Origin of the sequence: Roseateles sp. NT4, from assembly GCF_051857475.1 — a bacterium.
Classification (GTDB): domain Bacteria; phylum Pseudomonadota; class Gammaproteobacteria; order Burkholderiales; family Burkholderiaceae_C; genus Pelomonas.
This window is the reverse complement of record NZ_JBPZGZ010000001.1, coordinates 511,446-537,891: the sequence shown is the minus strand read 5'-3', so window position 1 is coordinate 537,891 and position 26,446 is coordinate 511,446. Positions and strand designations below refer to the sequence as shown.

The following is a 26,446-nucleotide window of genomic DNA, read 5'->3' as shown; positions in this document are numbered from 1 at the left end:
GGCGTGTGATTGATCAGGCGTTGAACCAGTGTTCGCGGGCCTTCATGATCAGAGCGCGCGCGGCGGCCTCATCCTGGCCGGTCAGCTCGACCAATTCATCGACGGCCAGATCGGCCAGGTCGTCACGGGTATTGATGCCGCCCTCGGCGAGCTTGGCTACCAGCTCGGGCGTCATGCCTTCCAGGTCACGCAGGTCCTGCGAGACCTCCTCGACCTTCTCTTCCTTGGCGATTTCCATCGTCAGCAGCGCGTCCTTGGCACGGGTGCGCAGCTCGGTGACGGTGTCCTCGTCGAAGGCCTCGATCTCGAGCATTTCCTGCATCGGCACGTAGGCGACTTCTTCCAGGCTGGTGAAGCCTTCAGCGATCAGGATGTCGGCGACTTCGGCGTCGACGTCGAGCTTCTCGACGAAGAGCTTGCGGACGCTTTCGGCTTCCAGCTCATGCTTGGCGGCCGATTCCTCGGCCGACATGATGTTGATGCGCCAGCCGGTCAGCTCGGACGCGAGACGCACGTTCTGACCGCCGCGGCCGATGGCGATGGCGAGGTTTTCCTCGTCGACGACGACGTCCATGGCGTGGCGCTCTTCATCCACGACGATGGACTGCACATTGGCCGGGGCCAGGGCGCCGATGACGAACTGGGCCGGGTCTTCGCTCCACAGCACGATGTCCACGCGCTCGCCGGCCAGCTCGGTCGTCACGCCGTTGACGCGCGAACCGCGCACGCCGACGCAGGTGCCGATGGGGTCGACACGGCGGTCATGGCTGATGACGGCGATCTTGGCGCGGCTGCCGCTGTCGCGGGCGCAGCTCTTGATCTCCAGCAGGCCTTGCTCGATTTCCGGGACTTCCTGGGCGAAGAGTTCCTTCATGAACTCAGGCGAGGAACGCGACAGCATGATCTGCGGGCCGCGCTGGGTCGGGTCCACGCCGAGGATGACGGCACGCACGCGGTCGCCGGTGCGCAGGTTCTCTTTCGAGATCATCTCGCTGCGCTTCAGGCGGCCTTCGACGCGGCCGCTTTCGACAATGATGTCGCCCTTGTCCAGGCGCTTGACGGTGCCAACGAAGATCTTCTCGCCGCGCGACATGAAGTCGTTCAGCAGCTGCTCACGCTCGGCGTCGCGGATCTTCTGCAGGATGACCTGCTTGGCGGCCTGGGCGCCGATGCGGCCAATGGGCACGGACTCGACGGGTTCCTCGATGTGGTCGTCCACCTCGATGTCGGCGATCTGTTCCTGCGCTTCGAACAGCAGGATTTCAGCGTCGGCGTTCTGCAGGCCGGCCTCATTGGGCACGACATGCCAGCGGCGGAAGGTCTCATATTCGCCGGACTCGCGATCCACGCTCACGCGGATGTCGGCTTCACCGCCGTAAATCTTCTTGGTGGCCGAGGCCAGCGCGGCTTCCACCGCACCGAACACGACATCACGCTCCACGCTCTTCTCGCGCGAGATTGCGTCCACCAGCATCAACATTTCGCGGTTCATTGCTTGAGACCTCCGTCAACCTTGTCTTGGCCGGGCGCCGCCTGGTCAGGCTCGCCCGCTTGTTTCTTAGCCGGAACTTTCTTCGGCTTGATGACGCCCCGCTGGCCGGGCTTTCGATCGGGCGCCGGCTCACCGCCGCGCCCCTTGAAACTGAACGTCGGCACGAGGCGCGCATCACGCACCTCGTCGAGCGTGAAATCCAGGGCCTGCTCGGCCTCGCCGTCGTCGAACACCAGGCGCCAGGCCTGGTCGTCGGCAGCACCGGGCTGCGCGCTGACGATGCCGCGGTACTTTTTGCGACCCTGGAATGGCGCCTTCAACGTGATGTCGACTTCCTGGCCGGAGAAGCGCGCGTAATGGGCGGCTTTTTTCAGCGGCCGGTCCAACCCCGGCGACGACACTTCGAGCCGGGAATATTCCAAACCCTCGACCTCGAGCACATACTGCAGCTGTCGGGTGACCTTTTCGCAGTCATCCACGTCGACCAACTCGCCGGCATCCGCCTGGGCCTGCAGCTTGTCGATCGTCACGCGCAGCGTTCCACCACTGGCACTGCGTTCGCAGTCCACGAGTTCGTAACCGAGTCCGGTCACGGTCGTTTCCACAGTGGTTTGCCAACTCATTCGGTGTTGCGGGCGTCTAGCGAGAAGAAAATCGAAAAAGCAAAAAAAATGGGCTGGATGAATCCGCCCACTCGTTCACCTGATATCGCGCCCCGGGGGATGTCGTCCGGGGCTCGTTGAAAGCCTCCTTGCGGAGTTCTCTCATTTCTGGTGAAGCTCGGATTGTACTGTGCAAGTCCCATGCCGGCAAGCCGCTACGCCCGGCGCGTGCCAGAATCTGCGGCTGTTTGAGACCTCACAGGAGACAAGAATGGGCTTTCTCGCCGGCAAGCGGCTGCTGATCACGGGCGTGCTGTCCAACCGCTCCATCGCCTACGGCATTGCCCGCGCCTGCCACCGCGAAGGCGCCGAGCTGGCTTTCAGCTACCAGGGCGAGCGCTTCAAGGAGCGCATCAGCGAGTTCGCCGCCGAATTTGGCTCCAAGCTCATCTACGACTGCGACGTCACGAGCGACGAGCAGATGCAGGCCCTGTTCGACCAACTGGGCGAGGTCTGGCCGGAATTCGACGGCTTCGTTCATTCCATCGGTTTTGCGCCGCGCGAGGCGATTGCCGGCGATTTCCTCGAGGGCATGACGCGCGAGAATTTCCGCATCGCCCATGACATCTCGGCCTACAGCTTCCCGGCCATGGCCAAGCTGGCCGCGCCGCGCCTGCGCCCCGGCTCGGCCCTGCTGACGCTGAGCTACCTCGGCGCCCTGCGCATCGTGCCCAACTACAACACCATGGGCCTTGCCAAGGCCAGCCTGGAGGCCAGCGTGCGCTACCTGGCCTCGGCCCTCGGCCCCAAGGGCGTGCGGGTCAACGGCATCTCGGCCGGCCCGATCAAGACGTTGGCCGCCTCCGGCATCAAGGACTTCGGCAAGCTGTTGGGCCAGTTCGCCGCCCAGGCGCCGATCCGCCGCAACGTGACCATCGATGACGTCGGCAACACCGCCGCCTTCCTGCTGTCCGACCTGTCGGCCGGCATCAGCGCCGAGATCACCTACGTGGACGGCGGCTTCAGCCACACGGCCATGGCAATGGACTGAATCGACCCAGCTACTTCCCCGCAACCGCGGCGCGCCGAACCGGCCCGCCGCGGTTCTTTTTGGGCCGTACAACTCGTGACATTTGCACAAATCAGCCGTGCAAGTCCTTACAAGACTGACATCCTTGGTCAGCGGTTAACAGAAATCGTCAGCCGGTCTGAGCGGCCCGGCATCAGAACCGACGCTGGGCGTCAGTTTTGACGCCTTTAGGCCATGGCATGGGCGTTGCACCGGTGAGCTATCCCCACACGGAGCCGCCGCATGATCTGCCCGCCCCCGACCCCACCTCGCCTTTTCCGCATCGCTGCGCTGGCCTTCGCCGGCAGCCTGGGTGCCAGCCCGCTGTTGGCCCAGACCATCACGGTCTACAGCAGCGGCAATCTGCCCGTCGCCGCCACCAAACAGCTGACGGCCTATGTGCCGCTTTCGCCGAACGGCGTGACCTGGACGGTCAATGGCATCGCCGGCGGCAACACCACCATCGGCACCGTCAGCGACCGCGGCCTCTACACCGCGCCGGCGGCCGTGCCGATGCAGAGCGACGTCACGGTCACGGCGACTAGCACAGCCTACCCGGCCAAGTCGGGCAGCGTCACGCTGAGCATCACCCAGGTCCAGCCGCGGCTGTGGGGCGTCAGCCCGACCGCCGTGCCCGCGGGCGCCTTCACGATCAAGCTCAACGGCGCAGCCTTCCCGACCAATGTGGCGGTGAAGATCGGCGACTTGAACGCGACGGTCACGCGCCTCTCGGCCACGCAGCTGCAGGCCTCGGCCACGGCGCCGAGCAGTTGGCTGGGCAAGACGCAGCCCGTGCAGGTCTGGGCCACGGGCCTGGGCACCATCGGCTCCGACGTCGTCAACCTGTCGATCTCGGCGTCGGCCCCCGCGCCGGCGCCCTCCCCGGCTCCCACACCGGCCCCTTCGCCAAGCCCGGCCCCCGCCCCCGCGCCGGCGCCCGCACCGGGTCCCGGCCAAGGCACCGCCAACCTGGCCGCCGCCCGTTTCCTGGAACAAGCCACTTTCGGCGCCAACGCCACTTCAGTGGCCCGCGTGCAGAGCCTGGGCCAGGACGCCTGGCTGAACGAGCAGTTCGGCCTGGCCGAAACGGCCGTCGCGACGCCATCCGACGGCAGCACGTCGACCGTGGCAGCCCAGATGCTGAACCGGCTGACCGACGCACCCGACCAGCTGCGCCAGCGCGTCGCCTATGCGCTGGCCCAGGTCATCGTCATCTCGGCCAACAAGAACATCTACGCCGAGGAGATCGCGCCACATCTGCGCACGCTGAGCAGGAACGCCTTCGGCAACTACCGCACGCTGCTGGAGGAGGTCGCGCGCAGCCCGCAGATGGGCAAATACCTCGACCTGGCCAACAGCAACAAGCCCCTGGGCGGTTCGTCGGCCAACGAGAACTTCGCCCGCGAGCTGATGCAGCTCTTCACCATCGGCCTGGTCAAACTGAACGCCGACGGCACGCCACAGCTCGATCTGTCCGGCCGCAGCATCCCGACCTATGACCAGTCGACCATCCAGCAGGTGGCCCTGGCACTGACGGGCTGGACCTATGTCGGCACCGGCACCAACAACTGGGAGAACTTCAGCGGGCCCATGGTGCTGCGCGAGGTCAACCACGACCAACGCGCCAAGAGCTTCCTGGGCTGCAGCCTGGCCGCCAGCCAGGGCACCGACGCCGACCTGAAGGCCACACTGGACTGCCTCTTCCAGCATCCCAACACACCGCCCTTCGTGTCGCTGCGGCTGATCCGCCAACTGGTGAAGAGCAACCCCAGCCCGGCCTATGTGCAACGTGTCGCCACCGTGTTCACCAACAACGGCAGCGGCGTGCGCGGCGACTTGAAGGCCGTCGTGAGGGCCATCCTGCTCGACGCCGAAGCCCGCAACGACGCCGCCGGCACCAACGACGGCCGGCTGCGCGACCCGGTCCAGCACATCGCGGCCACGCTGCGGGCGCTGAACGGCGGCTTCCAGGCCGGCAACAACCTGAGCTGGGAGATCGGCCGCACCGGCCAGACGCCGCTGACGCCGCCCTCGGTCTTCGGCCATTACTCGCAGCTCTTCCGCCTGCCACAGACGACGCTGTCGGCGCCGGAGTTCCAGATCTACACGCCCACCGAGGCGACGCTGCGCGGCAACTTCCTGTGGGCCCTGCTGACCCAGCCGGGCAGCAATATGCGCATCAACCTGCAGCCCTTCACCGCCGTGGCCAATGACACAACGGCGCTGATCAATGCAGTTGACCAAGCCCTGCTGTGGGGACGCATGTCGCCCGCCATGCGCCAGAGCCTGGCCAATGCCATCAATGCCCAGCCCGATGCGACCCAGCGCATGCAGACGGCGCTCTACCTGACGCTGCTGTCCGGCCAGCACGCCATCCAACACTGAAGGAGCGCAGCCATGACGACTCACAACACCACCCGCCGCGCCCTGTTGCGCGCCGCCTGCGCCCTGACCGCCGCGCCCGCTCTGCCGGGCTTCGCTCAGACCACCGAGGACTACCGCGCCCTGGTCTGCGTCTTCCTGGCCGGCGGCTGCGACGGCCACAACGTGCTGGTGCCCCAAGCCACGGCCGCCTACGCCGCCTACAAGAACCTGCGCGGCGGCCTGGCCCTGCCCGACCAGTCGGCCAGCCTGCTGCCCATCACGACGACGGATGGCGTGCCCTATGCGCTGAACTCCGGCCTTCAGACCATCCACCCGCTGTGGGCCCAGGGCAAGCTGGCGGCCATCGCCAACGTCGGCCCGCTGCTCGCGCCGACGACGCGTGCCCAGATCACGGCCGGCACAGCGACGCTGCCTGCCAATCTGTTCTCGCACTCCGACCAGATGCAGCTCGCCCAGGCCGGCAACGGCAGCGGCGGCGGCACGGGCTGGGGCGGCCGTTCGGCCGATGCCCTGGTGTCTCGCAACGGCACGTCGCGTTTCCCCGCCGCCGTGTCCATGGCTGGCGGCGCGCTGTTCACGGCCGGCCATCAGGTGCCGACCGCCAGCCTGGTCCCAGGCTTCAACCTCGACGTCAGCGGCATGAGCACCTGGCCGGCCTCGGCCACCACGGCACGCAGCCAGGCGCTGAACGAGATCCTGGCCCTGGACGGCGGCGTGAAGCTCATCCAGGGCGCCAATCAGGTCCGGCGCGACGCGCTGAGCCTGGGCGCCCTGCTGCGCACCAGCGGCGCCGGCACGGTCAACACCGTCTTCCCAGGCACCGACCTCGGCCGCCAGCTGCAGCAGGTGGCGCGCGTCATCGCGTTGCGCCAGACCGTCGGCGTCAAGCGACAGGTCTTCTTCGTGCAGTTGGGCGGCTTCGACACCCACAGCGGCCAGAGCTGGCAGCAATGGGACCTGCTGCGCCAGTTGGGCGACGCCATGGGCGCCTTCTACAACGCCACCGTCGAGCTCGGCGTGTCGCAGATGGTCACCAGCTTCACGCAGAGCGAGTTCGGCCGTTCGCTGCAGCCCAGTGGCTCGGGCACCGATCACGGCTGGGGCAACCACCACCTCATCCTGGGCGGTGCGGTGAAGGGTGGCCAGGTCTATGGCCGCTTCCCCTACCCGGCCCTGGGCGGTGCCGATGACTCCGGCAGCCGCGGTGCGCTGATCCCCAGCACCTCGCTGGAGCAGTTCGGCGCGACACTCGGACGCTGGTTCGGGTTGGACGCCGCCGCCGTGGCGACGGCCTTCCCGGCCATCACGGCCTTCTCACCGCAAGACCTCGGCTTCATGACTGCATGACCTCGCCCGCCAGCCGCACCCAGCTCCTGCCTCCCAGTTCCGCACTGGCGCCCTATGTCCAGGCCATTGCCGTGCGGCGGCCGAGTCCTGAAGGCCCGGCCTTGCCTTCGGTGCAATGCTTTCCGGCCAATGTGCAAGGCGCCCTCACCGTGCTGCACCGTGGCGACTGGGTGGACGCCGACTCAGGCCTGTCGCTGGCCGACCTGGAGCTGGCCGGCCCGCGCCTGAAACCGGCGCGGCGCGCCTATGCCAACGATCCAGCCATCACGACGGTGTTGCTGCGGCCCGGCGTGCTGAGCTGGCTGTTCGACCTGCCGGCCGCGGAATGGGTGAACCGGCGCGGCCCGGCGTCCGAAGTCATCGGCTGGCAGATCGCCGAGGTGCTGCTGTCGCAGTTGCGCCGCGCCAGCAGCACGGCGGCCCAGGTCTGGATCATCGAGCAGCAATTGCACTGCTGGGTGGAAAAAGCCCAGGCGCGCCGCGCCTGGCAGGCGCCACCGCGCGTGCCGACCGCGGCCCTCAGCGTGGGCGACTGGGCCGACGTGGCCACGTCCAGCGCGCGTCAGCTGCAACGCCGCGTCGGCGATGCGCTCGGCCTGCCGCCCAAGGCGCTGATGCGCGTCGAGCGCCTCAACGAGGGCTTGCGTCGGCTTGCCGACGGCGCGCCGCTGACCGACGTGGCGGCGCAATGCGGCTTCAGCCATGCGGCCCACATGGTGCGCGAGTTCCGCGCCCTCACCGGGCTCAGCCCGGCGGGTGTGCGCCGCGACCTGGCGCGCCACGAAGGCCTGCCCTGGCGGCTGGGCAGCGCCCTCGCCTGAACCTCGCACCGCGCAAGGAACCGATCAGGCCTTGACGCAGTCCACGTAGTAGCGGCCGCGACCGGTTTCTTCGTCCACTTCGTGCACGAGGCCGTGCACATCGGTCGCGAAACCCGGGAACTTGGCGTTGAAGCTGCGCGTGAACTTCAGGTAGTCGACGATCTTCTTGTTGAAGCGCTCACCCGGGACCAGCAGCGGGATGCCAGGCGGGTAAGGCGTCAGCAGCGAGGTCGTGATGCGGCCTTCGAGTTCGTCGATGCCCACGCGCTCGGTGCGTCGCTGCGCGATGTGCGCGTAGGCGTCGCTCGGCGTCATGGCCGGCTGCAGGTTGGACAGATACATGTCCGTCGTCAGGCGCGCGATGTCGCCCTCGGCATAGGCCTGGTGGATGCTCTGGCAGAGGTCGCGCAAGCCCATGCGCTCGTATTTCGGGAACTGCGCGACGAACTCCGGCAGGATGCGCCACAGCGGCGCGTTCTTGTCGTAGTCGTCCTTGAACTGCTGCAACGCGGTCAGCAGCGTGTTCCAGCGGCCCTTGGTGATGCCGATGGTGAACATGATGAAGAAGGAGTACAGCCCCGTCTTCTCAACCACCACGCCGTGCTCGACGAGGAACTTGGTGACGACCGAGGCCGGGATGCCGGTGGCGGCAAAGCGCCCTTCCATGTCCAGCCCGGGCGTGATGATGGTGGACTTGATCGGGTCCAGCATGTTGAAGCCTTCGGCCAGGGCGCCGAAGCCATGCCAGTCCTCGTCGGCATGCAGCATCCAGTCCGCCGACACGGGCTGGCTGCCCTGGTCGTCCTGGGCACGCAGGAAGTCGGGGCCCCAGACCTTGAACCACCAGTCGTCACCATAGTCGCCCTCGACCTTGCGCATCGCGCGGCGGAAGTCCAGCGACTCCTTGATGCTCTCCTCCACCAGCGCCGTGCCACCCGGGGGCTCCATCATGGCCGCAGCCACGTCGCAGCTCGCGATGATGGAGTACTGCGGGCTGGTGCTGGTGTGCATCAGATAGGCCTCGTTGAAGAGGTGCTTGTCGAGCTTGACGCTCTGCGAGTCCTGCACCAGCACCTGCGAGGCCTGCGAGATGCCAGCCAGCAGCTTGTGCGTGGACTGCGTCGCATAGACCATGGCCTCCTTGGGGCGCGGGCGGTTCTTGCCCATGGCATGGAACTGGCCGTAGAAATCGTGGAAGGCGGCGTGCGGCAGCCAGGCCTCGTCGAAGTGCAGCGTCGGGATGTAGCCGTCGAGCTTCTTCTTGATGGTCTCGGTGTTGTAGAGCACGCCGTCGTAGGTGCTCTGCGTCAACGTGACGATGGAGGGCTTGACCGTGTCGGGGTCGACGTGCGCCAGCAGCGGATTGGCCGCGATCTTGGCGCGGATGGCCTCGGGGCTGAATTCGCTCTCGGGGATGGGCCCGATGATGCCGTAGTGGTTGCGCGTCGGCGTCATGAAGACGGGGATGGCGCCGCACATGATGATGGCGTGCAGATTGCTCTTGTGGCAGTTGCGGTCGATGACGACCACGTCACCGGGCGCCACCGTGTGGTGCCAGACCATCTTGTTGGACGTGCTGGTGCCGTTGGTGACGAAGAAGCAGTGATCGGCATTGAAGATGCGCGCGGCGTTCTTTTCGCTGGCAGCGACGGGGCCGGTGTGGTCCAGCAGCTGGCCGAGTTCCTCGACGGCATTGCAGACGTCGGCGCGCAGCATGTTCTCGCCGAAGAACTGGTGGAACATCTGGCCGACCGGGCTCTTCAGGAAGGCGACGCCGCCGGAGTGGCCGGGGCAATGCCAGGAGTAGGAGCCGTCCTGGGCATAGTCCATCAGCGCCTTGAAGAACGGCGGCGCCAGGCCGTCGAGGTAGCTCTTGGCCTCGCGGATGATGTGGCGGGCCACGAACTCCGGCGTGTCCTCGAACATGTGGATGAAGCCGTGCAGCTCGCGCAAGACGTCGTTGGGCAGATGCTGGCTGGTGCGCGTCTCACCGTAGACGTAGATCGGGATGTCCGGGTTGCGGTTGCGGATCTCCTCGATGAACTTGCGCAGGTTCAGCACCACCGGGTCCATCTCGGGGCCGGCCGTGAACTCCTCGTCGTCGATGGACAGGATGAAGGCCGAGGCGCGGCTTTGCTGCTGGGCGAACTGCGACAGGTCGCCATAGCTCGTCACACCCAGGACTTCCATGCCCTCTTTCTGGATGGCCTCGGCCAACGCACGAATGCCAAGACCCGAGGTGTTCTCGGAACGGTAGTCCTCGTCAATGATGACGATGGGAAAGTGGAAACGGATCATGGCGGCCTCCAGGAGCGGGGCATCAGAAAAACGAAGCGGCGAAGTGTAGGGCCGCAAGGTGTCTTGACCGTGTCCTGCGGGTCTAAACTGGATCGACACCACAGCCCCGGGAGGCGAGATGGATTGGAACTGGGCCACCGTCTGGTGGATAGCGGCCGGCGTCCTGGTCGCCGCCGAATTGGCAACAGGCAGTTTCTACCTGCTGATGCTGGCTGTTGGCGCTGGCGCCGGCGCTCTGGCGGCTCATCTCAATGTGGGCGTGACAGCGCAGGTCATCGCGTCAGCCGTCATCGGCGGAGCTGCCGTCATCGCTTTGCACCGCCGCCGCGCCAAGGCCCCCAAGGCTGAACCAGCCGCCAGCAACCCTGACGTCAACCTCGACATCGGCCAGAGCGTGCAGGTCGACACCTGGTCCGCCGAAGGCCTGACCCAGGTGCAATACCGAGGCGCCGCCTGGCGGGCCCGCTTCATTGGCAACGCGCCGGCCCAAAGCGGCCGGCATGTCATTCGCGCGGTGGAAGGCAGCTGCCTGCTGCTGGACCGCTGAACGCCCCGCTCCGTTCGCAACCGCCCGAGAGGCCTCATGGAAATCGCACTCGTCATCCTCGTCATCGCCGCCATCTTCGTGGTGCGCTCGATCAAGGTCGTACCGCAGCAGCATGCCTGGGTCGTGGAACGGCTGGGCAAGTACCACGCAACGCTGACGCCAGGTCTCAACTTTCTGGTGCCCTTTGTTGATCGCCTGGCCTACAAGCATTCGCTGAAGGAAATCCCGCTGGATGTACCCAGCCAGGTGTGCATCACCAAGGACAACACCCAGCTGACGGTCGACGGCATCCTCTATTTCCAGGTCACCGACCCGATGCGGGCCAGCTATGGCGCCAGCAACTACGTCGTCGCCATCACTCAGCTCGCGCAGACGACGCTGCGCTCCGTCATCGGCCGCATGGAGCTGGACCGCACGTTCGAGGAGCGTGCTGTCATCAACACCTCGGTTGTCGAAGCCCTGGACGAGGCGGCCCTGAACTGGGGCGTCAAGGTGCTGCGCTACGAGATCAAGGACCTGACGCCGCCGCCGGCCATCCTGCACTCCATGCAGGCCCAGATCACGGCCGAACGCGAGAAGCGCGCCCTGATCGCGGCCTCTGAAGGCCGCCGTCAGGAGCAGATCAATATCGCGACCGGCGAACGTGAAGCGGCGATCGCCAAGTCGGAAGGCCAGAAACAGGCCGAGATCAACAAGGCCCAGGGGGAGGCGGCTGCCATCACGGCGGTGGCCGACGCCACGTCGGATGCCATCCGCAAGATCGCTGCCGCCATCCAGCAGCCGGGTGGCGACCAGGCCGTCCAGCTCAAGGTGGCTGAGAAAGCTGTCGAGGCTTACGCCCAGCTGGCCCAGAAGAACAACACGATGATCGTGCCGGGCAATATGAGCGAAGTCGGAGGGCTGATCGGCACGGCCATGACCCTCATCAAGAGCGGCGCGCGCACCTGAGCGTTCTCCAGGCTCCCGGTGAGGCGTCCGGTCTTGTTTCCGCCAAAAAAAAGAGCCCGGCACTGAGGCCGGGCTAAATACGTCCGGGGGGCGCCGAACGAAATTCCTCATGGAGGAGTGAGGAAAGCCTGTCGAAGTTGCCGGGTCCCCTCTGTGCGCTATGGTTCGGCGCGGTGCTCAAGTGACGGAATCAACCAAGCCGGGCGCCACGCACAGAAGGGATCGGCAAGACTTCAAGATCCTCCGCAGGGAAGGCCGAGGAGTTCTAAGAAGACGTCGATGATCAGGGACATGGCAGGCCTCGAAGGAGAGGTGGAGGATTGGCGCTTTGGCTGTCCAGCAGGCCCGGACCGCCCTCATTCGGCGCTAACGACTCGGTTCAAGCACCGGTCTGTTCGCGATGGGTCCTACTGTCGTCTCCCGACGATTTACGAGGCAGCGGCAAGTCTTACGTTTGTGCGTAAGGCGAATTTGTGCTAGCCGGCGATACGCCTAAATGAATCCCAGGGCCTTGGCAACCTTCACGGCCTGCCCCTTCTTGCCCACCACGCCGAGTTTTTCCTTGGCAAGCTCAAGGTAGCTGGTGACGGTTCGCTCCTTCACCTGAAGGATGATGGCGATTTCGTAAGCCGTCTTGCCCTCATCGGTCCAGCGCAGGACTTCGATCTCGCGCGGCGACAGGCGCGGCAACTGCATTGCCTCGACGGTCGGCGGAATGGGCTTTACAAGTATTCGTCTGGCTGCGACCAGGGCGTGCACCGCCAGCAGTTGCAGATCTGCCTGCAGACGCGTGAGCAGGAGACCGCTCGTCGGCAACTTGTCGTGGCGGTCGACGCCGACAAAAACTCGCTGGTTTGCGCCGACCGGAAGCGAGGCAGCGATGCCGACGCGATAGCCGTAAGGGGCCTGGTCTTCCCAGAGATGCCCCATGTCCCGCTTCGCATAGAAAGCCTGGTCCCAGATGAAGGGAGTCGGCTCATCCTGCAGCCGATGCATGACGGGGTCGGTACGGATTCGCTTGAGATCGGCGTGCGTGACGAGGAACGAAGACGGCGTGTTGCCGATCGCGCCGATCTTGAGGTCCGGTGAGTCCAGGGTGCCGTCAACGAGCAGTGCATTGACCAGCGGGAAATCCATCCGCGCAGCAAAGCTCGACAAGGCCTCCCGAAATTCTTCGCGCGTGGTGGCCTGGCTGACTGCTTCGTAATCGCCGGGATTCATGCTGGGTCGGCTGCGCTTATCACAAAGGTTCCATCGCGCCTAGCGGCGAGGTTGACGCTGGCCGGTCCGGTTAGCGGCAGCCAGACTCTATCGCAACACTACACACCAGATCGACGACCATGCGCAACCAAGATCTCGTCCATATCTCAAGCGCCGAACTGGAGCCCTTCTCCGCGCAGCTCCGACACCAACTCACCATGCTCAGCGAGAGCGCCCACAGCCGCGCTGATCGGCACACTGGGCTGACGATCTGGTCGACACCGAATCGGGTCGCCTCGGTGTACTGGAGCTGGGTGATGACCGACGAAGGAATCCCCGTGCTCGCCGATCCGCTGGCCATCAAATCGAATCTGCTGTTCACCGAGCCGGGCAGGATCGTCACCATCGACGATCAACTGATCGGCATCAACATGCTCGTCTGCGCGCTGCCGTGGCAACAAGAGGTGATAGGCCATCTGGCGCGCTTGCGACTGCCCGCAGTGCGCAGCGTCGAAACTGAACGCCGGCGCGGCAAGTCGCGCGCGCATGCGGCAAGCCGTTCCGTCGCACTGGCCGCATGACATGGGCGCCATCGAACTAGGCGCTGGACGTAGCGGCGCGCTGCTCGGCGAGCCAACCGTCACCGTCGCGGCGTCGACATACATCCGGCTCCAGTCGACGGCCGACCTTGCGCCGCTCTACGCGCTGCCGATACCTCAGGTATTCCTCCAGCGCGCCGCGACGCTGGGATACACCCACATCCGACATGTGAGATTGGTGCCGGCAGCCAAGCTGGTGCAAGACCTCGGTGAAGAGGCCACCGAGTCGATCCTGTCGACCCTCGCGGCCTTCGGCCTGTCGGAGTTGGTCTAGAGAGGCCGCCAGCGTCACCTTTCACTGCCGAACCGCAATCTGACCGATCAATTTCCTGCAATGCGCCGCAATGGGTTATGATGGCAGGCTTGCAGGAGAGGTGGATGAGCGGTTTAAGTCGCACGCCTGGAAAGCGTGTGTGGGTTAATAGCCCACCGCGGGTTCGAATCCCGCCCTCTCCGCCAAGCATATCGGGCCCGTCAGGGCCCGTTTTGCTTTTCGGCGCCGCACTTTGATCGACGCTCGGTCGCAGTTCACCCCCCGGAAAGCGCAGTTCGTCGCGCCGCACTGGTTCCTTGCCCCACCTTGTTCAACACTTCAGTCCATGCCTTGCCAACCAGCAAGGCTGGAGCCGGAGATGCCAAGAGTAAAAAAGGGATGGTTGTGCTTGAGCTTGACGCTGGGGCTGCTGGTCGGCCTGCCGGCCGAGGCCAGTGAGGTCGTCAAACTGGCGCGCCTTGTCGTCAGCGGCAAGCGTGGCACCACGGAGGCGCCGAAAACCACCCCGAGCGAGCAGCGCCCTACCCCAAGCGGCTCCCAAGCCCACGGCAACGGCGGCAATGACGACGCCGGCACCGCGCCCGCACCTGCACGCGGACTCGTTTCCTGAACGGACAAACAAAAATGCGCCGAAACCGCGAGGTTTCGGCGCATTGCTATTTGTGGCGGAGTGGACGGGGCTCGAACCCGCGACCCCCGGCGTGACAGGCCGGTATTCTAACCAACTGAACTACCACTCCGCGTGGGATGAATTCGATACCGTCTTTCGACAACATCCGAGTTCATCAAACTCGCCTGCCTTGCGACAGAAATTCCCGTCTTGCAACGAGATTGCCAAACGAGTTTGGCGTCCCCTAGGGGATTCGAACCCCTGTAATCACCGTGAAAGGGTGGTGTCCTAGGCCTCTAGACGAAGGGGACATTCTATTTCAATTTGCGAACCGCCCAATCCCTAGAGATTTGGTGGAGGTAAGCGGGATCGAACCGCTGACCTCTTGCATGCCATGCAAGCGCTCTCCCAGCTGAGCTATACCCCCGGATAACCGGTCGCAAAAAATAAACGGCCAAAAGGCCGTTCATTTTATCGGGCGAACCCGATGGAATCCTTGGCGGAGTGGACGGGGCTCGAACCCGCGACCCCCGGCGTGACAGGCCGGTATTCTAACCAACTGAACTACCACTCCGCGTGGGATGAATTCGATACCGTCTTTCGACAACATCCGAGTTCATCAAACTCGCCTGCCTTGCGACAGGATTCCGTCTTACGACGGGATTGCCAAAGGCATTCTCGTCTGACAACGAGATTGCCAAAGCAATTTTGGCGTCCCCTAGGGGATTCGAACCCCTGTAATCACCGTGAAAGGGTGGTGTCCTAGGCCTCTAGACGAAGGGGACTAATCCTTCACGACTTGAACTGCGCGCCACTCAAAACTCCCGAAGGATATTTGGTGGAGGTAAGCGGGATCGAACCGCTGACCTCTTGCATGCCATGCAAGCGCTCTCCCAGCTGAGCTATACCCCCGTTGTTTTCGATTCCATCAATCAACTTTCGTTGCCGACTTCTTCGTTAACAGCGCTGTTCAAGCGAGACCAAGAGTATATGACGAAAATCAGACTGCTTGCAAGCGTTCGAGAACTTTTTTCTTGTCGAACTGCTCCAGCACCGCATCCACGCTGGGCGTTTGTGCACGACCGCACACCAACACACGCACCGGTACGGCCAGTTGGGGCATCTTCAGCCCAGTCGCCGTCAATGTTTCCTTGAGAGCCTGCTGGATGGCAGCCTTGCTCCATTCGGTCAACGCCGACAGGCGTTCGGCCAGCGCCACCAACGCCGGGCGCACCGCATCGGTGATGTGGGCCGCCAGGTCCTCGGCCGACGGTGCGACGGGGGCGAAATACATGGCCAGCCAGTCAGCCAGCACAGCGACCGTCGCGCAGCGGTCCTTGAACAGGCCGACCTTGGGCTGGACCTGCTCCAGCGTCGCCTCGATGCCCTTGGCCTTGAGCTGCTCGACGACGAGGCCGGCCAGGCGGCCTTCGTCGATCTGCTTCACATAGTGGCCGTTGACCCAGTCCAGCTTGGCCGGATCCCACTGCGCCGGGCTCTTGGACAGGTGGGAGCCATCGAACCAGCTCACCATCTGCTCGGCCGAGAACAGCTCGTCGTCGCCATGGCTCCAGCCCAGGCGGGCCAAGTAGTTCAGCATGCCTTCGGGCAGGTAGCCATTGGCGGCGTAGTCCATCACGCTGACGGCTCCACGGCGCTTGGACAGCTTCAGGCCATCGTCGCCCAGGATGATGGGCAGGTGGCCGAAGGATGGCAGTGGCGCGCCCAGGGCGTTGAAGATGTTGATCTGCCAGGGCGTGTTGTTGACGTGTTCGTCACCGCGGAAGACATGGCTGATGCGCATGTCCCAGTCGTCGACGACGACGGCGAAGTTGTAGGTCGGCACACCATCGGTACGGGCAATGATCAGGTCATCGATCTCGCGGTTGTTGATGGTGATCGGACCCTTGACCAGGTCGTTCCACGTCACATCGCCTTCGACGGGGTTGGCAAAGCGGACGACTGGCTTCACGCCCTCGGGGGGCGTCGGCAGCACCTTGCCGGGCTCGGGCCGCCAGCGGCGGTCGTAGAGGGTCTTCTCGCCACGGGCCTTCTGGGCCTCGCGCATCTCGGTCAGTTCCTCTGGCGTTGCATAGCAGCGATAGGCCTTGCCGTCGGCAATCATCTGGTCGATGACGGCTTGATAGCGGTCCAGGCGCTGCATCTGGTAGATCGGACCCTCGTCGTAGGACAGGCCCAGCCAGTTCATGGCCGCAATGATCTGGTCGACCGAGTCCTGGGAGGAGCGGGCGACATCGGTGTCCTCGATGCGCAGCACGAACTCGCCGCCATGGTGGCGGGCGTAGGCCCAGGAGTAGAGGGCCGTGCGGGCGGTGCCCAGGTGCAGGAAGCCGGTCGGCGACGGCGCGATGCGCGTGCGGATCTTGTCGAAGGAACTCATCGTGTGGTCAGTGTGGAAAGGCCGCGCAGCAGGTCGTCGGTGATGTCGTCGACATGCTCGAGGCCGACGGCCAGGCGGATCAGGCCCTGCCCGATGCCAGCCGCTAGACGCTGGCCCTCGGTCAGGCGGCCGTGCGAGGTCGTCGCAGGGTGGGTGATGATGGACTTGGTATCGCCGAGATTGGTGGCGATGGACAGCACGCGGGTGCTGTCGATGACGTGGAAGGCGGCGACGCGCGCGGCCTCGGGTGTGTCGGCGCGCAGGTCGAAGGACAGCACCGCACCGCCCTGCCCGCTTTGCTGACGCATGGCCAGGTCGTGCTGGGGATGCGAGGCCAGCGACGGGTAGTAGACGTGGTCGACCTCCGGCTGAGCCTCCAACCAGCGCGCCACAGCCAGGGCCTGTTCGCTCTGAGCCTTCATGCGCAGAGCCAGGGTCTCCAAGCCTTTCAGCACAACCCAGGCGTTGAAGGGTGCCAGCGTCATGCCGACGGTGCGCAGGATGGGGCCGAAGACGTCGCGGATCAGCTTGTTGGGCCCGCACAGCGCGCCAGCCATCACGCGCCCCTGGCCATCCATATATTTGGTGGCGGAGTGCATGACGATGTCGGCGCCCAGTTCCGTCGGGCGCTGCAGGGCCGGCGTCGAATAGGTGTTGTCGACGGCGAGGATGGCGCCAGCACCATGGGCGATGTCGGCCAGGGCGCGGATGTCGCAGACCTCGGTCAGCGGGTTGGTCGGCGTCTCGGCAAACAGCAGCTTGGTCGTGGGCTTGATGGCCGCACGCCACTCCGCCAGATCGGTCTGCGAGACGAACGTCGTCTCGACGCCGAACTTGGCGAACTCCTTGGCAAACAGGTTGATCGTCGAGCCGAACACCGAGCGCGAGCAGACGACGTGGTCGCCGGCCTTCAGCACGCCCATGCCGAGCAGCAGGATGGCGCTCATGCCAGTGGAAGTCGCGATGGCGCCTTCAGTGCCTTCCAGGGCTGCCAGGCGCGCCTCCAGGCTGCGCACCGTCGGGTTGCTGGTGCGCGAGTAGGTGAAGTCCTCGGAGTTGGAGAACTTGCGCGCCGAGGTCTCGGCGTCGGGCTGGACGTAGGCCGTCGTCAGGAACAGGGCCTCGGAGTTCTCGCCATGTTGACTGGGGGCGAGCGCCGTCCGCACGGCCAGCGTCTCGGGGCGCAGGCCGTTGGGCAGGCGTCGCTCGCCGCTCATGTACTCAGCCTTCGCCGCCGCCCTGCAGGGCGAGGCGGCCGCGCGCGTCGGCCTCTTCCTCGGTGGATTGGCTGGTGCGCTGCTCGCGCATGGCCGCGAAGTCGGCCAGGCTGACGTCGCCCGTCACGTAATTGCCGTCAAAGCAACTCGCCTCGAAGCCGGCGAGACCCGGACGCAGCGCGGCCACAACGCGCTTCATCGCATCCACGTCCTGGTAGATCAGCGCGTCGGCGCCGATGTACTCGCGGATCTCCTCGATGGAGCGGTTGTGGGCGATCAGCTCCTCGGCCGTCGGCATGTCGATGCCGTAAACGTTGGGGAAGCGCACCGGCGGCGCTGCGGACGCCAGGTAGACCTTGCGCGCGCCGGCCTCACGGGCCATCTGCACGATCTCCTTGGAGGTCGTGCCGCGCACGATGGAGTCGTCCACCAGCAGCACATTGCGGCCCTTGAATTCCAGGCCGATGGCATTGAGCTTCTGGCGCACGCTCTTCTTGCGCGCGCCCTGCCCCGGCATGATGAAGGTGCGGCCGACATAGCGGTTCTTCACGAAGCCCTCGCGATAGGGCTTGCCGATGCGATGCGCCAGCTGCATGGCCGACGGCCGGCTGCTTTCCGGGATGGGAATGACGACGTCGATCTCGTTGGGCGGCATCGTGGAGATGACGCGCTGGGCCAGGGTCTCGCCCATGTTGAGGCGGGCCTGGTAGACCGAGATGCCGTCCATCACCGAGTCCGGGCGGGCCAGGTAGACGAACTCGAACATGCAGGGGTTCAGCGACGGGTTGTCGTTGCACTGCTCGGTGTGCACCTTGCCGGTCATGTCGACGAACAGAGCCTCGCCGGGCGCCAGGTCGCGCTCCAGTTGATGGCCCGTGCCTTCCAGCGCCACGCTTTCGCTGGCCACCATGAATTCGCCATTCGCCGACTTGCCGAAGCACAGCGGGCGGATGCCGAAGGGGTCGCGGAAGGCCAGCAGGCCCTGGCCAGCGATCAGCGCGATGACGGCATAGCTGCCTTTGATGCGCTTCTGCACGGCGCGCACGGCGGAGAAGATCTCCTTGGGCGTCAGCGGCAGGTCGCGCGCGGCCAGCTCCAGCTCGTGCGCCAGCACATTGATCAGCACCTCGGTGTCGCTCTCGGTGTTGATGTGTCGGCGGTCGATGTCGAAGAGCTCGTCCTTCAACGCCAGCGCGTTGGTCAGGTTGCCGTTGTGCACCAGCACGATGCCGAAGGGCGCGTTGACGTAGAAGGGCTGGGCCTCTTCCTCGCTGTAGGCGTTGCCGGCGGTTGGGTAGCGCACCTGGCCCAGGCCGATATTGCCCGGCAGGGCCCGCATGTTGCGGGTGCGGAAGACGTCGCGCACCATGCCGCGGGCCTTGTGCATGAAGCACTTCTGGCCCTGCATGGTGACGATGCCGGCCGCGTCCTGGCCGCGGTGCTGCAAGAGCAGCAGCGCGTCATAGAGGAGCTGGTTGACGGGGGTGGCCGCGAGGGTGCCGACGATGCCGCACATGGCGAAGGTCCTTAGTCAGTGGCTTCCGCTTCAGATGGGGTCATCGAGCGGGAAATAAATCGGGCAAGGGGTTCGGGCAGCAGCGGCGCGGCGTCCTGCAGCACGCCGGCCAGCACCGGCGCGGCATGCGAGGCCCGCCAGGTGGAGGTCTCGGCCAGCGGCGAGGCGCCGATGACGAGCACCAGCAGCAAGGCAATGAAGACGCCGCGCAGCGCGCCAAAGCCGGCGCCACCCAGACGGTCCACGACGGACAGCGGCGTGGCGTGGATCAGCATCTTCACGAGTCGCGAGGCCAGGCTCCAGACGATGAGCACGAAGAAGAAGGCGATGACCAGGGCGATCACATGCAGGGCCGCGGGGCCGAACTGGCCGGTGAAGGAGGCCGGCAGCAGGTCTTCGACGACCGGCGCCAGCGGTGGCGCCGCGAAATAAGCCACCACCCAGCCGGCCAGGGACATCACCTCGAAGATGAGGCCACGCCAGAGGCCCAGGCCGATCGAAATCAGCAGCATGGCTGCCAACGCGAGATCGACCCAGCTGAGCGCGACGTCCATGGCGGCTTACAGCGTCAGGATGGCGCCGGGCAGGCCCGCGCCCTTGAGCTTGGCGGAAGCGCGCTCGGCCTCGTCGCGGCTGGCGAAGGGCCCCAGGCGCACGCGGATGCGGCGGCCGTCGGCGGTGTCCACGGCCTGGGCATAGGTCTTCAATCCCAGCTTTTCGACCTTGCCGCGGACTTCCTGTGCAGTCTTGTTTTCACCATAGGCACCGACCTGGACGATGAATCGCGCTGCCGCGCTCGTGGCGGCCGGCGTGGGCTCCTTGCCTTCCAGCAGGGCCTGGGCGCGGGCGCCATCGTTGGCGTGAGGTTTGACGGGCTTGTCGGCCGGCTTCTCAGCGGGCTTCTCGGCAGGCTTTTCAACCGGCTTCTCGGCGACCCTGACGGGCGGCTTGTCCTGCGGCTTCTCGGCGGCCGGCTTCTCGATCACAACCTCGGCCGGCGCACTCGCCACGGCAACGGTGGGCGTCGGCGTGGAAGCCGGTTCGGCCTGGGCCAGCGGCTCGCGCGTCGGCACGGTCAGCGGCGGCACGGTCTCCTTGCGCGGGATGTCGATGGGCAGATCGACCGGAATCGGCCGCGGCTGGGTTTCAAAGATCAACGGGAAGCCGACGACGCCGGCCGCGACCAACACGGCGGCACCGATGAGGCGGCGGCGGGCGCGGATGCGCAGCACCTGCACGTCTTCGGCCGCGCTGGCCTTGGCGCCGGACTTGGCCGACTTCTTGGGCGCCGCCGCAGGGGCGGCGTCATCGCGCTTGAGGAAGGAAAACAGGCCCATCGGCGGCGTCTGGCTCAGTGGAGGGTAGGAGGCTGCGGCGCCGTGGCACCGGCCGTCACGCGGGGCAGGCCCTGTTGGAGCACCCCGCCCACGGTGAAGAAGGATCCGAAGACCAGGATTCTATCGGCCGTGGTCGCCCCGGCCGCCGCGGCTTGCAGGGCATCCAGGGGGTTGGCATGGGTGTGGGTCGTGACGTCGGCCGGTGTCTTCAGCCCGGCGGCCAGGAAGGCGGTTTCCAGCTGCCCGGCCGTCGCCGCGCGCGGGATGGGCAGATCGGTGAAATGCCAGACGTCCACCAGCGGCGCGATCCTGCCCAGGATGCCCGCCAGGTCCTTGTCCGCCATGGCGCCGAAGACGGCATGGGTGCGCGGGAAAAAGCCCATCTGGTCGAGGTTCTGGGCCAGGGCGGCGACCGCGTGCGGGTTGTGGGCCACGTCCAGCACGACGGCCGGCTGGCCCGCCAGCACCTGGAAGCGGCCCGGCAGCTCGACCAGGGCCAAGCCGGTGCGAACCGCCTGGGCGCTGATGGGCAGGCGGTCGGCCAGGGCCTCGAAGGCGGCCAGCACGCCGGAGGCGTTCAGCAACTGGTTGACGCCACGCAGGGCCGGATAGGACATGCCCGAGTAGCGCTTGTTGCGACCGGCCCATTGCCATTGGGTGCGGTCGCCGCTGAAGGTGAAGTCGCGGCCCAGCTGGCGCAGGTCGGCGCCTAGCTCGCCGGCACGCGCGGCCAGCGAAGCCGGCGGCACCGGGTCGCTGACGACGACCGGACGGCCGGCGCGCATGATGCCGGCCTTCTCGCGGCCGACGCTCTCGCGGTCGGTGCCGAGGAATTCGGTGTGGTCGAGGTCGATGCTGGTGATGACGGCGCAGTCGGCGTCGATGACGTTGACGGCGTCCAGGCGCCCCCCCAGGCCCACCTCGAGGATGACGAGGTCCAGGGGCTCATGCTGAAGCCGCCGCATGATGGCCAGGGTCGTGAACTCGAAATAGGTCAGCGTGATGTCGCCGCGCGCGGCCTCGACGGCCTCGAAATGGGCCTCCAGGGACTCAGCCGCCACCGGCGCGCCGCCAACGCGGCAGCGCTCCTGGAAATGCACCAGGTGGGGCTTGATGTAGAGGCCGACGCGGTAGCCGGCATGCAGGGCGATGGACTCCAGCATGGCGCAGGTCGAGCCCTTGCCGTTGGTGCCGGCGACGACGACGGTCGGGCAGTCGAAGGCGATGCCCAGCCTCTCCTTCACCGCCTTGACGCGGTCCAGCGTCATGTCGATGGTCTTGGGATGCAGTCGCTCGCAGTGGGCGAGCCATTCATCGAGCGTCATGGGCAAGCGTCATGGCTGAGAAAAACAAAAGCCAGGCTCGGGGCCTGGCTCGGAAGTCTGCGGGCGGCGTTCAGGCGACGGCGTCCGCGCTCTGGCGCTGCAGCATGGCGAGCTGGCGGGCAATCGTCTCGCGCAGCTGGCGGCGGTCCACGATCATGTCGATGGCGCCCTTCTCCATCAGGAACTCGGCGCGCTGGAAGCCGGCGGGCAGCTTTTCGCGCACGGTGTTCTCGATGACGCGCGGGCCGGCAAAGCCGATCAGGGCCTTGGGCTCGGCCAGCACGATGTCGCCGACGAAGGCGAACGACGCGGACACACCGCCCATGGTCGGGTCGGTCAGCACGCTGATATAGGGCAACTTGGCCTTGGCCAGGCGCGTCAGCGACGCGTTGGTCTTGGCCATCTGCATCAGGCTCAGCAGGCCTTCCTGCATGCGCGCGCCACCGGTGGCGGTGAAGCAGATGAAGGGCGTCTTCTGTTCGATGGCCGTCTCGACGCCGCGCACGAAACGCTCGCCGACGACCGAGCCCATGGAGCCCCCCATGAAGTCGAACTCGAAGCAGGCCGTCACGACGGGCACGCTCATCACGGCACCGCCCATGACCACCAGCGCGTCGGTCTCGCCGGTGTTCTCCAGCGCTTCCTTCAGACGGTCGGGGTACTTCTTGCTGTCCTTGAACTTCAGCGCGTCGACCGGCAGCACCTCCTGGCCGATCTCGTAACGGCCTTCACCGTCCAGGAAGGCGTCCAGGCGGGCGCGCGCGCCGATGCGGTGGTGGAAGCTGCACTTGGGGCAGACATTGATGTTCTGCTCCAGGTCGGTCTTGTAGAGCACCGTCTCGCAGCTCGGGCACTTGATCCACAGGCCTTCCGGAACCGTGCGGCGGTCGGCGGGATCGCCTTGCTGGATCTTGGGCGGGAGGAGTTTGTCGAGCCAACTCATGTCTCAGTCCTTGTCGAGTGCGGCACGGATTTCACGGATGAAGGCCGCGCCAGTCAAGGCGACATTATCGGCTGGCTGGCGCTCCAGCAATTCGACCAGCTTGGAACCGATGACGACGGCGTCCGAAACATCGGCAACCGCTCGCGCCGTGGCCCCGTCGCGGATGCCGAAACCGACGCCCACCGGCGTGCTGACGTGCTGCTTGATGCGCGGCACGGCATCGGCGACGGCGGCAGTGTTCAGGTGGCCGGCCCCGGTCACGCCCTTCAGCGACACGTAGTAGACGTAGCCGCTGGCCAGCTTGCCGACCTGGGCCATGCGCGCCTCGGTGGACGTGGGCGCCAGCAGGAAGATGGCGTCCATGTTGGCGGCGCGCAGCCTGGCGGCGAACTCCTCACACTCCTCGGGCGGGTAATCGACGATGAGCACCCCGTCGACACCGGCCGCCGACGCGTGCGCCACGAAGGCATCCAGGCCATAGCGCTCGACCGGGTTGGCGTACCCCATCAGTACCAGGGGCGTCTTGTCGTTGCGGGCGCGGAACTCGCGGACATAGGCCAGCACCTGGCGCAAGCCGATGCCGTTCTTCAGCGCCCGCTCGCCGGCGCGCTGGATGACTGGGCCGTCGGCCATGGGGTCGGAGAAGGGCACGCCCAGTTCGATGACGTCGGCGCCGGCCTCGGCCATGGCCAGCAGGAGGTCGACCGTCGCGGTTGGGTGCGGATCGCCCGCGGTGACGAAGGGGATCAGCGCCTTGCGGCCGCCGGCCTTGAGCTGGTCGAAAGTGGTGGTGATGCGGCTCATTGCTTCACCTTTTCACCGGCTTGCGACGGGCGGTCGAAATAGGCAGCGCCGGACAGGTCGGCGACGGTGCCGATGTCCTTGTCGCCGCGGCCACTGAGGTTGACCAGCAGCACCTTGTCCTTTCCCAGCGTCGGCGCCAGCTTGATCGCGTGCGCCACGGCATGGCTGGATTCCAGCGCAGGGATGATGCCCTCCGTGCGGCACAGGCGATGGAATGCCGACAGGGCGTCGACATCGGTGCAACCGACGTATTCGGCGCGGCCGATGTCCTTCAGGTGGGCATGCTCGGGGCCGACGCCGGGGTAGTCCAGGCCGGCCGAGATCGAGTGGGTCTCGATGATCTGGCCGTCGTCGTCCTGCAGCAGATAGGTGCGGTTGCCATGCAGCACGCCGGGGCTGCCGGCTGTCAGCGTGGCCGCATGCTTGCCGCTGGCAATGCCCTGCCCTTCGGCCTCGACGCCGATGAGGCGCACGCTCTCATGCGGGATGTAGGGGTGGAAGATGCCGATGGCGTTGGACCCACCGCCCACGCAGGCGATGACGGCATCCGGCTGGCGGCCGGCCAGCTCGGGCATCTGCTCCAGGCATTCCAGGCCAATGATGCGCTGGAAGTCGCGCACCATCATCGGATAGGGATGCGGTCCGGCCACGGTGCCGATGATGTAGAAGGTGTTCTCCACATTCGTGACCCAGTCGCGCATGGCCTCGTTGAGTGCGTCCTTCAACGTCTTGCTGCCGCTCTCCACCGGCACGACGGTCGCGCCCAGCAGCTTCATGCGGTAGACGTTGGGGCTCTGACGCTTGACGTCCTCGCTGCCCATGTAGACCACGCATTCCAGGCCGTAGCGGGCACAGATGGTGGCCGTGGCCACGCCATGCTGGCCGGCGCCGGTCTCGGCGATGACGCGCGGCTTGCCCATGCGCTTGGCCAAGAGCGCCTGGCCGATGACGTTGTTGATCTTGTGCGCGCCGGTGTGGTTCAGGTCCTCGCGCTTCAGATAGATCTGGGCTCCCCCCAGTTCACGGCTCAGACGGTCGGCGTGATAGATCGGGCTCGGGCGGCCGACGAAGTGCTTGAGCTCCTTCTTGAACTCGGCCAGGAACTCGGGATCGTTCTGGTAGTGCGCGTAGGCATCCTTCAACTGGTCCAGGGCATGGACGAGGGTCTCGGAAACGAAGCTGCCGCCATAGGTCGGTTTGGCGGGCGCGCGGAAATGCCCGGTCGCGTCGGGCTGGTCGTACTGGAACATGGTCTTCCCCTATCGGGACAGTTCTGCGTCAGCGCGCTTCACGGCGCTGCAGAACTCGTGGATCAGGTCGGCGCTCTTGATGCCCTTGGACACCTCGACGCCGGAACTCACATCAACGGCCCAAGGCCGCACCCGGGCGATGCCATCGCCGACGTTTGCTGCATTCAACCCACCAGACAAAACGAGGTGAGAGGCTGCGTTTGGTGGAATGAGTGACCAATCGAAGACCTTGCCGCCGCCGCCATACCCTTCGACGGGAGCGTCGAGCAGGATGGCCTGGGCGTTGGAAAAACGAGAACTGAAGTCTACCAAGTCAAAGCCTGGCGACATCGCGGCGGCGCGCAGATAGGGGCACTTGACGCGATCGCAGTCGGCAGGCGTCTCGTCGCCATGGAACTGCACGAGCATGTTGGGCAGGGCGTCCAAGCCCGCCTGCAGCTCGGTATCGGTGGCGTTGACGAAGAGGCCGACCGGCGTGACGAAGGGCGGCAGCAGCCGCGCCAGCGCCCTCGCCCGCTCCGGCGTCACGAAGCGCTTGCTCTTGGCATAGAAGACGAAACCGATAGCATCGGCACCGGCCTCGACGGCGGCCTCGACGTCCTGCTCGCGTGTGAGACCGCAGATCTTGATTCGTGTCATGGCAACCAGCTCAGGGCCGCGACTTCGCGCGGAATGTCGAGTTCGGCATCGTAGGTCGGGCCGAGGAAATAGAGGCCGTCAGGGGAAAAGGTCGGCGCGGCCACCTTGCGGTCGCGCGCGGCCAGCACCTCGCTGACCCAGTCCGGCGAACGCGTGCCACTGCCGACGGCGAGGATGCAGCCCATCAGATTGCGCACCATGTGATGCAGAAACGCGCTGGCCTCGAACTCGAAGCGCCAGTAGGCGCCGCGGCGCTGCACGGTGATCTCGCGCAGCGTCTTGATGGGCGAGGCGGCCTGGCATTCGGAGGAACGGAAGGACGAGAAGTCGTGCTCGCCGATCAGGCGCTCGGCGGCAGCTTCCAGCGCCGCCTGCTCCAGCGGGCGGAAGATCCAGCCGCACTGGCCGCTCTCGATGGCAGGCCTGACGGCCGACTCCAGCAGCAGGTAGGCATAACGCCGTCCTCGCGCGGAGTTGCGCGCATGGAAGGCATCACCCGGGAAACGGCACCACTGAATGGCGATGTCGGGCGGCAGGTAGCGATTGCTGCCACGCACCCAGGAGAAGGGTTCGCGCTCGACTTCGGTGTCGAAGTGGATGACCTGGTTGATGCCGTGCACGCCGGTGTCGGTACGGCCGGCGCAGAGGGTGCGGATGGGCTGGGCCGCGAAGGTGGACAGGCCCTTCTCGAGGGCGTCCTGCACGGTGCGGCCGTCGGGCTGGCTCTGCCAGCCGTTGTAGCCGCCGCCGCGGTAGCTGACTCCTAGTGCGACTCTCATGGGCTCAAAAGTAAAAACGCCCGGCACAGGCCGGGCGTCGAAG

General features: G+C 66.0%; 23 protein-coding genes, 7 tRNA genes and 1 pseudogene. 10 read left to right on the top strand and 21 right to left on the bottom strand.

All coding sequences use genetic code 11. From position 1 onward, the window contains the following. Positions 1–13: 13 nt before the first annotated feature. Positions 14–1,492 carry a transcription termination factor NusA gene (gene nusA, locus ACS5PN_RS02455; RefSeq protein WP_439462353.1) on the bottom strand — a complete coding sequence of 493 codons (1,479 nt, stop codon included), beginning with the start codon at positions 1,490–1,492 and terminating at the stop codon, positions 14–16. A 116-nt stretch (positions 1,493–1,608) separates the two neighbouring features. Next, positions 1,609–2,115 (bottom strand): annotated as a pseudogene (gene rimP / locus ACS5PN_RS02450) (ribosome maturation factor RimP); the annotation flags it as partial. A gap of 250 nt (positions 2,116–2,365) precedes the next feature. On the opposite strand from rimP, the gene fabI reads away from it, so the two are divergent. The 4 genes from fabI to ACS5PN_RS02430 all read left to right on the top strand — a co-directional run bounded on the left by fabI (position 2,366) and on the right by ACS5PN_RS02430 (position 7,716). Continuing rightward, positions 2,366–3,145 carry an enoyl-ACP reductase FabI gene (fabI, locus tag ACS5PN_RS02445; RefSeq protein ID WP_439462352.1) on the top strand — a complete coding sequence of 260 codons (780 nt, stop codon included), beginning with the start codon at positions 2,366–2,368 and terminating at the stop codon, positions 3,143–3,145. Positions 3,146–3,406: 261 nt separating this feature from the next. After that, complete coding sequence (locus ACS5PN_RS02440) at positions 3,407–5,548, top strand: DUF1800 domain-containing protein (protein ID WP_439462351.1); 2,142 nt, start codon at positions 3,407–3,409, stop codon at positions 5,546–5,548. A 12-nt stretch (positions 5,549–5,560) separates the two neighbouring features. Continuing rightward, a complete protein-coding gene (locus tag ACS5PN_RS02435; RefSeq protein WP_439462350.1) occupies positions 5,561–6,895 on the top strand; it encodes a DUF1501 domain-containing protein in 1,335 nt (444 codons plus the stop codon). Then, positions 6,892–7,716: a helix-turn-helix domain-containing protein gene (locus tag ACS5PN_RS02430; RefSeq protein WP_439462349.1), complete on the top strand. Its 825-nt coding sequence runs from the start codon at positions 6,892–6,894 to the stop codon at positions 7,714–7,716. The genes ACS5PN_RS02435 and ACS5PN_RS02430 overlap by 4 nt, the downstream gene beginning before the upstream one ends. A gap of 24 nt (positions 7,717–7,740) precedes the next feature. Here ACS5PN_RS02430 and ACS5PN_RS02425 read toward each other — a convergent pair whose 3' ends face one another. Next, positions 7,741–10,014, bottom strand: a complete 2,274-nt coding sequence (locus ACS5PN_RS02425) for an Orn/Lys/Arg decarboxylase N-terminal domain-containing protein (protein WP_439462348.1) — start codon at positions 10,012–10,014, stop codon at positions 7,741–7,743. 118 nt (positions 10,015–10,132) lie between these two features. On the opposite strand from ACS5PN_RS02425, the gene ACS5PN_RS02420 reads away from it, so the two are divergent. Beyond that, positions 10,133–10,561, top strand: a complete 429-nt coding sequence (locus ACS5PN_RS02420) for an NfeD family protein (RefSeq protein WP_439462347.1) — start codon at positions 10,133–10,135, stop codon at positions 10,559–10,561. Between the two features lie 36 nt (positions 10,562–10,597). Next, on the top strand, positions 10,598–11,509 hold the full coding sequence (locus ACS5PN_RS02415; protein WP_439462346.1) for an SPFH domain-containing protein: 912 nt from the start codon (positions 10,598–10,600) through the stop codon (positions 11,507–11,509). A gap of 492 nt (positions 11,510–12,001) precedes the next feature. Here the strand turns inward: ACS5PN_RS02415 and ACS5PN_RS02410 are convergent, their stop codons facing one another. Next, positions 12,002–12,730 (bottom strand): autoinducer binding domain-containing protein, encoded by a 729-nt coding sequence (locus ACS5PN_RS02410; RefSeq protein ID WP_439462345.1) that lies wholly within the window; start codon positions 12,728–12,730, stop codon positions 12,002–12,004. Positions 12,731–12,849: 119 nt separating this feature from the next. Between ACS5PN_RS02410 and ACS5PN_RS02405 the strand changes: the two genes are divergently transcribed. The 4 genes from ACS5PN_RS02405 to ACS5PN_RS02390 all read left to right on the top strand — a co-directional run bounded on the left by ACS5PN_RS02405 (position 12,850) and on the right by ACS5PN_RS02390 (position 14,192). Then, a complete protein-coding gene (locus ACS5PN_RS02405) occupies positions 12,850–13,290 on the top strand; it encodes a hypothetical protein (protein WP_439462344.1) in 441 nt (146 codons plus the stop codon). Position 13,291: 1 nt separating this feature from the next. Then, positions 13,292–13,582, top strand: coding sequence for a hypothetical protein (locus ACS5PN_RS02400; protein WP_439462343.1), 291 nt, complete (start codon positions 13,292–13,294; stop codon positions 13,580–13,582). 94 nt (positions 13,583–13,676) lie between these two features. Further along, positions 13,677–13,767: transfer RNA gene (locus ACS5PN_RS02395), tRNA-Ser, on the top strand. 203 nt (positions 13,768–13,970) lie between these two features. Next, the gene (locus ACS5PN_RS02390) at positions 13,971–14,192 is read left to right on the top strand and encodes a hypothetical protein (RefSeq protein ID WP_439462342.1); all 222 of its coding nucleotides are present in this window, start codon (positions 13,971–13,973) and stop codon (positions 14,190–14,192) included. A 53-nt stretch (positions 14,193–14,245) separates the two neighbouring features. On the opposite strand, the gene ACS5PN_RS02385 is transcribed toward ACS5PN_RS02390, so the two are convergent. From ACS5PN_RS02385 to truA, 17 genes are all read right to left on the bottom strand, one after another. Beyond that, a tRNA-Asp gene (locus ACS5PN_RS02385) sits at positions 14,246–14,322 on the bottom strand. 105 nt (positions 14,323–14,427) lie between these two features. Next, a tRNA-Glu gene (locus ACS5PN_RS02380) sits at positions 14,428–14,503 on the bottom strand. 40 nt (positions 14,504–14,543) lie between these two features. Next, positions 14,544–14,619, bottom strand: a tRNA-Ala gene (locus ACS5PN_RS02375). A gap of 70 nt (positions 14,620–14,689) precedes the next feature. Beyond that, positions 14,690–14,766, bottom strand: a tRNA-Asp gene (locus ACS5PN_RS02370). A 135-nt stretch (positions 14,767–14,901) separates the two neighbouring features. Continuing rightward, a tRNA-Glu gene (locus ACS5PN_RS02365) sits at positions 14,902–14,977 on the bottom strand. A gap of 51 nt (positions 14,978–15,028) precedes the next feature. Beyond that, positions 15,029–15,104, bottom strand: a tRNA-Ala gene (locus tag ACS5PN_RS02360). A gap of 88 nt (positions 15,105–15,192) precedes the next feature. After that, entirely contained in the window at positions 15,193–16,593 is a 1,401-nt protein-coding gene (gene gltX / locus ACS5PN_RS02355) for a glutamate--tRNA ligase (protein ID WP_439462341.1), read from the bottom strand. Next, on the bottom strand, positions 16,590–17,810 hold the full coding sequence (locus tag ACS5PN_RS02350; RefSeq protein WP_439462340.1) for an O-succinylhomoserine sulfhydrylase: 1,221 nt from the start codon (positions 17,808–17,810) through the stop codon (positions 16,590–16,592). Before ACS5PN_RS02350 ends, gltX begins: the two co-directional genes overlap by 4 nt. Before the next feature lie 4 nt (positions 17,811–17,814). Next, the gene (gene purF / locus ACS5PN_RS02345) at positions 17,815–19,326 is read right to left on the bottom strand and encodes an amidophosphoribosyltransferase (RefSeq protein ID WP_439462339.1); all 1,512 of its coding nucleotides are present in this window, start codon (positions 19,324–19,326) and stop codon (positions 17,815–17,817) included. 11 nt (positions 19,327–19,337) lie between these two features. Then, positions 19,338–19,880 (bottom strand): CvpA family protein, encoded by a 543-nt coding sequence (locus ACS5PN_RS02340; protein ID WP_439462338.1) that lies wholly within the window; start codon positions 19,878–19,880, stop codon positions 19,338–19,340. A 6-nt stretch (positions 19,881–19,886) separates the two neighbouring features. After that, a complete protein-coding gene (locus ACS5PN_RS02335; protein ID WP_439462337.1) occupies positions 19,887–20,663 on the bottom strand; it encodes an SPOR domain-containing protein in 777 nt (258 codons plus the stop codon). A 14-nt stretch (positions 20,664–20,677) separates the two neighbouring features. Then, positions 20,678–21,988, bottom strand: a complete 1,311-nt coding sequence (gene folC / locus ACS5PN_RS02330; protein ID WP_439462336.1) for a bifunctional tetrahydrofolate synthase/dihydrofolate synthase — start codon at positions 21,986–21,988, stop codon at positions 20,678–20,680. 70 nt (positions 21,989–22,058) lie between these two features. After that, positions 22,059–22,931: an acetyl-CoA carboxylase, carboxyltransferase subunit beta gene (gene accD, locus ACS5PN_RS02325; RefSeq protein WP_439462335.1), complete on the bottom strand. Its 873-nt coding sequence runs from the start codon at positions 22,929–22,931 to the stop codon at positions 22,059–22,061. A 3-nt stretch (positions 22,932–22,934) separates the two neighbouring features. Continuing rightward, positions 22,935–23,735, bottom strand: a complete 801-nt coding sequence (trpA, locus tag ACS5PN_RS02320; RefSeq protein WP_439462334.1) for a tryptophan synthase subunit alpha — start codon at positions 23,733–23,735, stop codon at positions 22,935–22,937. Further along, complete coding sequence (gene trpB / locus ACS5PN_RS02315; RefSeq protein ID WP_439462333.1) at positions 23,732–24,985, bottom strand: tryptophan synthase subunit beta; 1,254 nt, start codon at positions 24,983–24,985, stop codon at positions 23,732–23,734. The genes trpA and trpB overlap by 4 nt, the downstream gene beginning before the upstream one ends. Before the next feature lie 9 nt (positions 24,986–24,994). Continuing rightward, entirely contained in the window at positions 24,995–25,624 is a 630-nt protein-coding gene (locus ACS5PN_RS02310; protein WP_439462332.1) for a phosphoribosylanthranilate isomerase, read from the bottom strand. Further along, on the bottom strand, positions 25,621–26,403 hold the full coding sequence (truA, locus tag ACS5PN_RS02305) for a tRNA pseudouridine(38-40) synthase TruA (RefSeq protein ID WP_439462331.1): 783 nt from the start codon (positions 26,401–26,403) through the stop codon (positions 25,621–25,623). Before truA ends, ACS5PN_RS02310 begins: the two co-directional genes overlap by 4 nt. Positions 26,404–26,446: the final 43 nt, after the last annotated feature.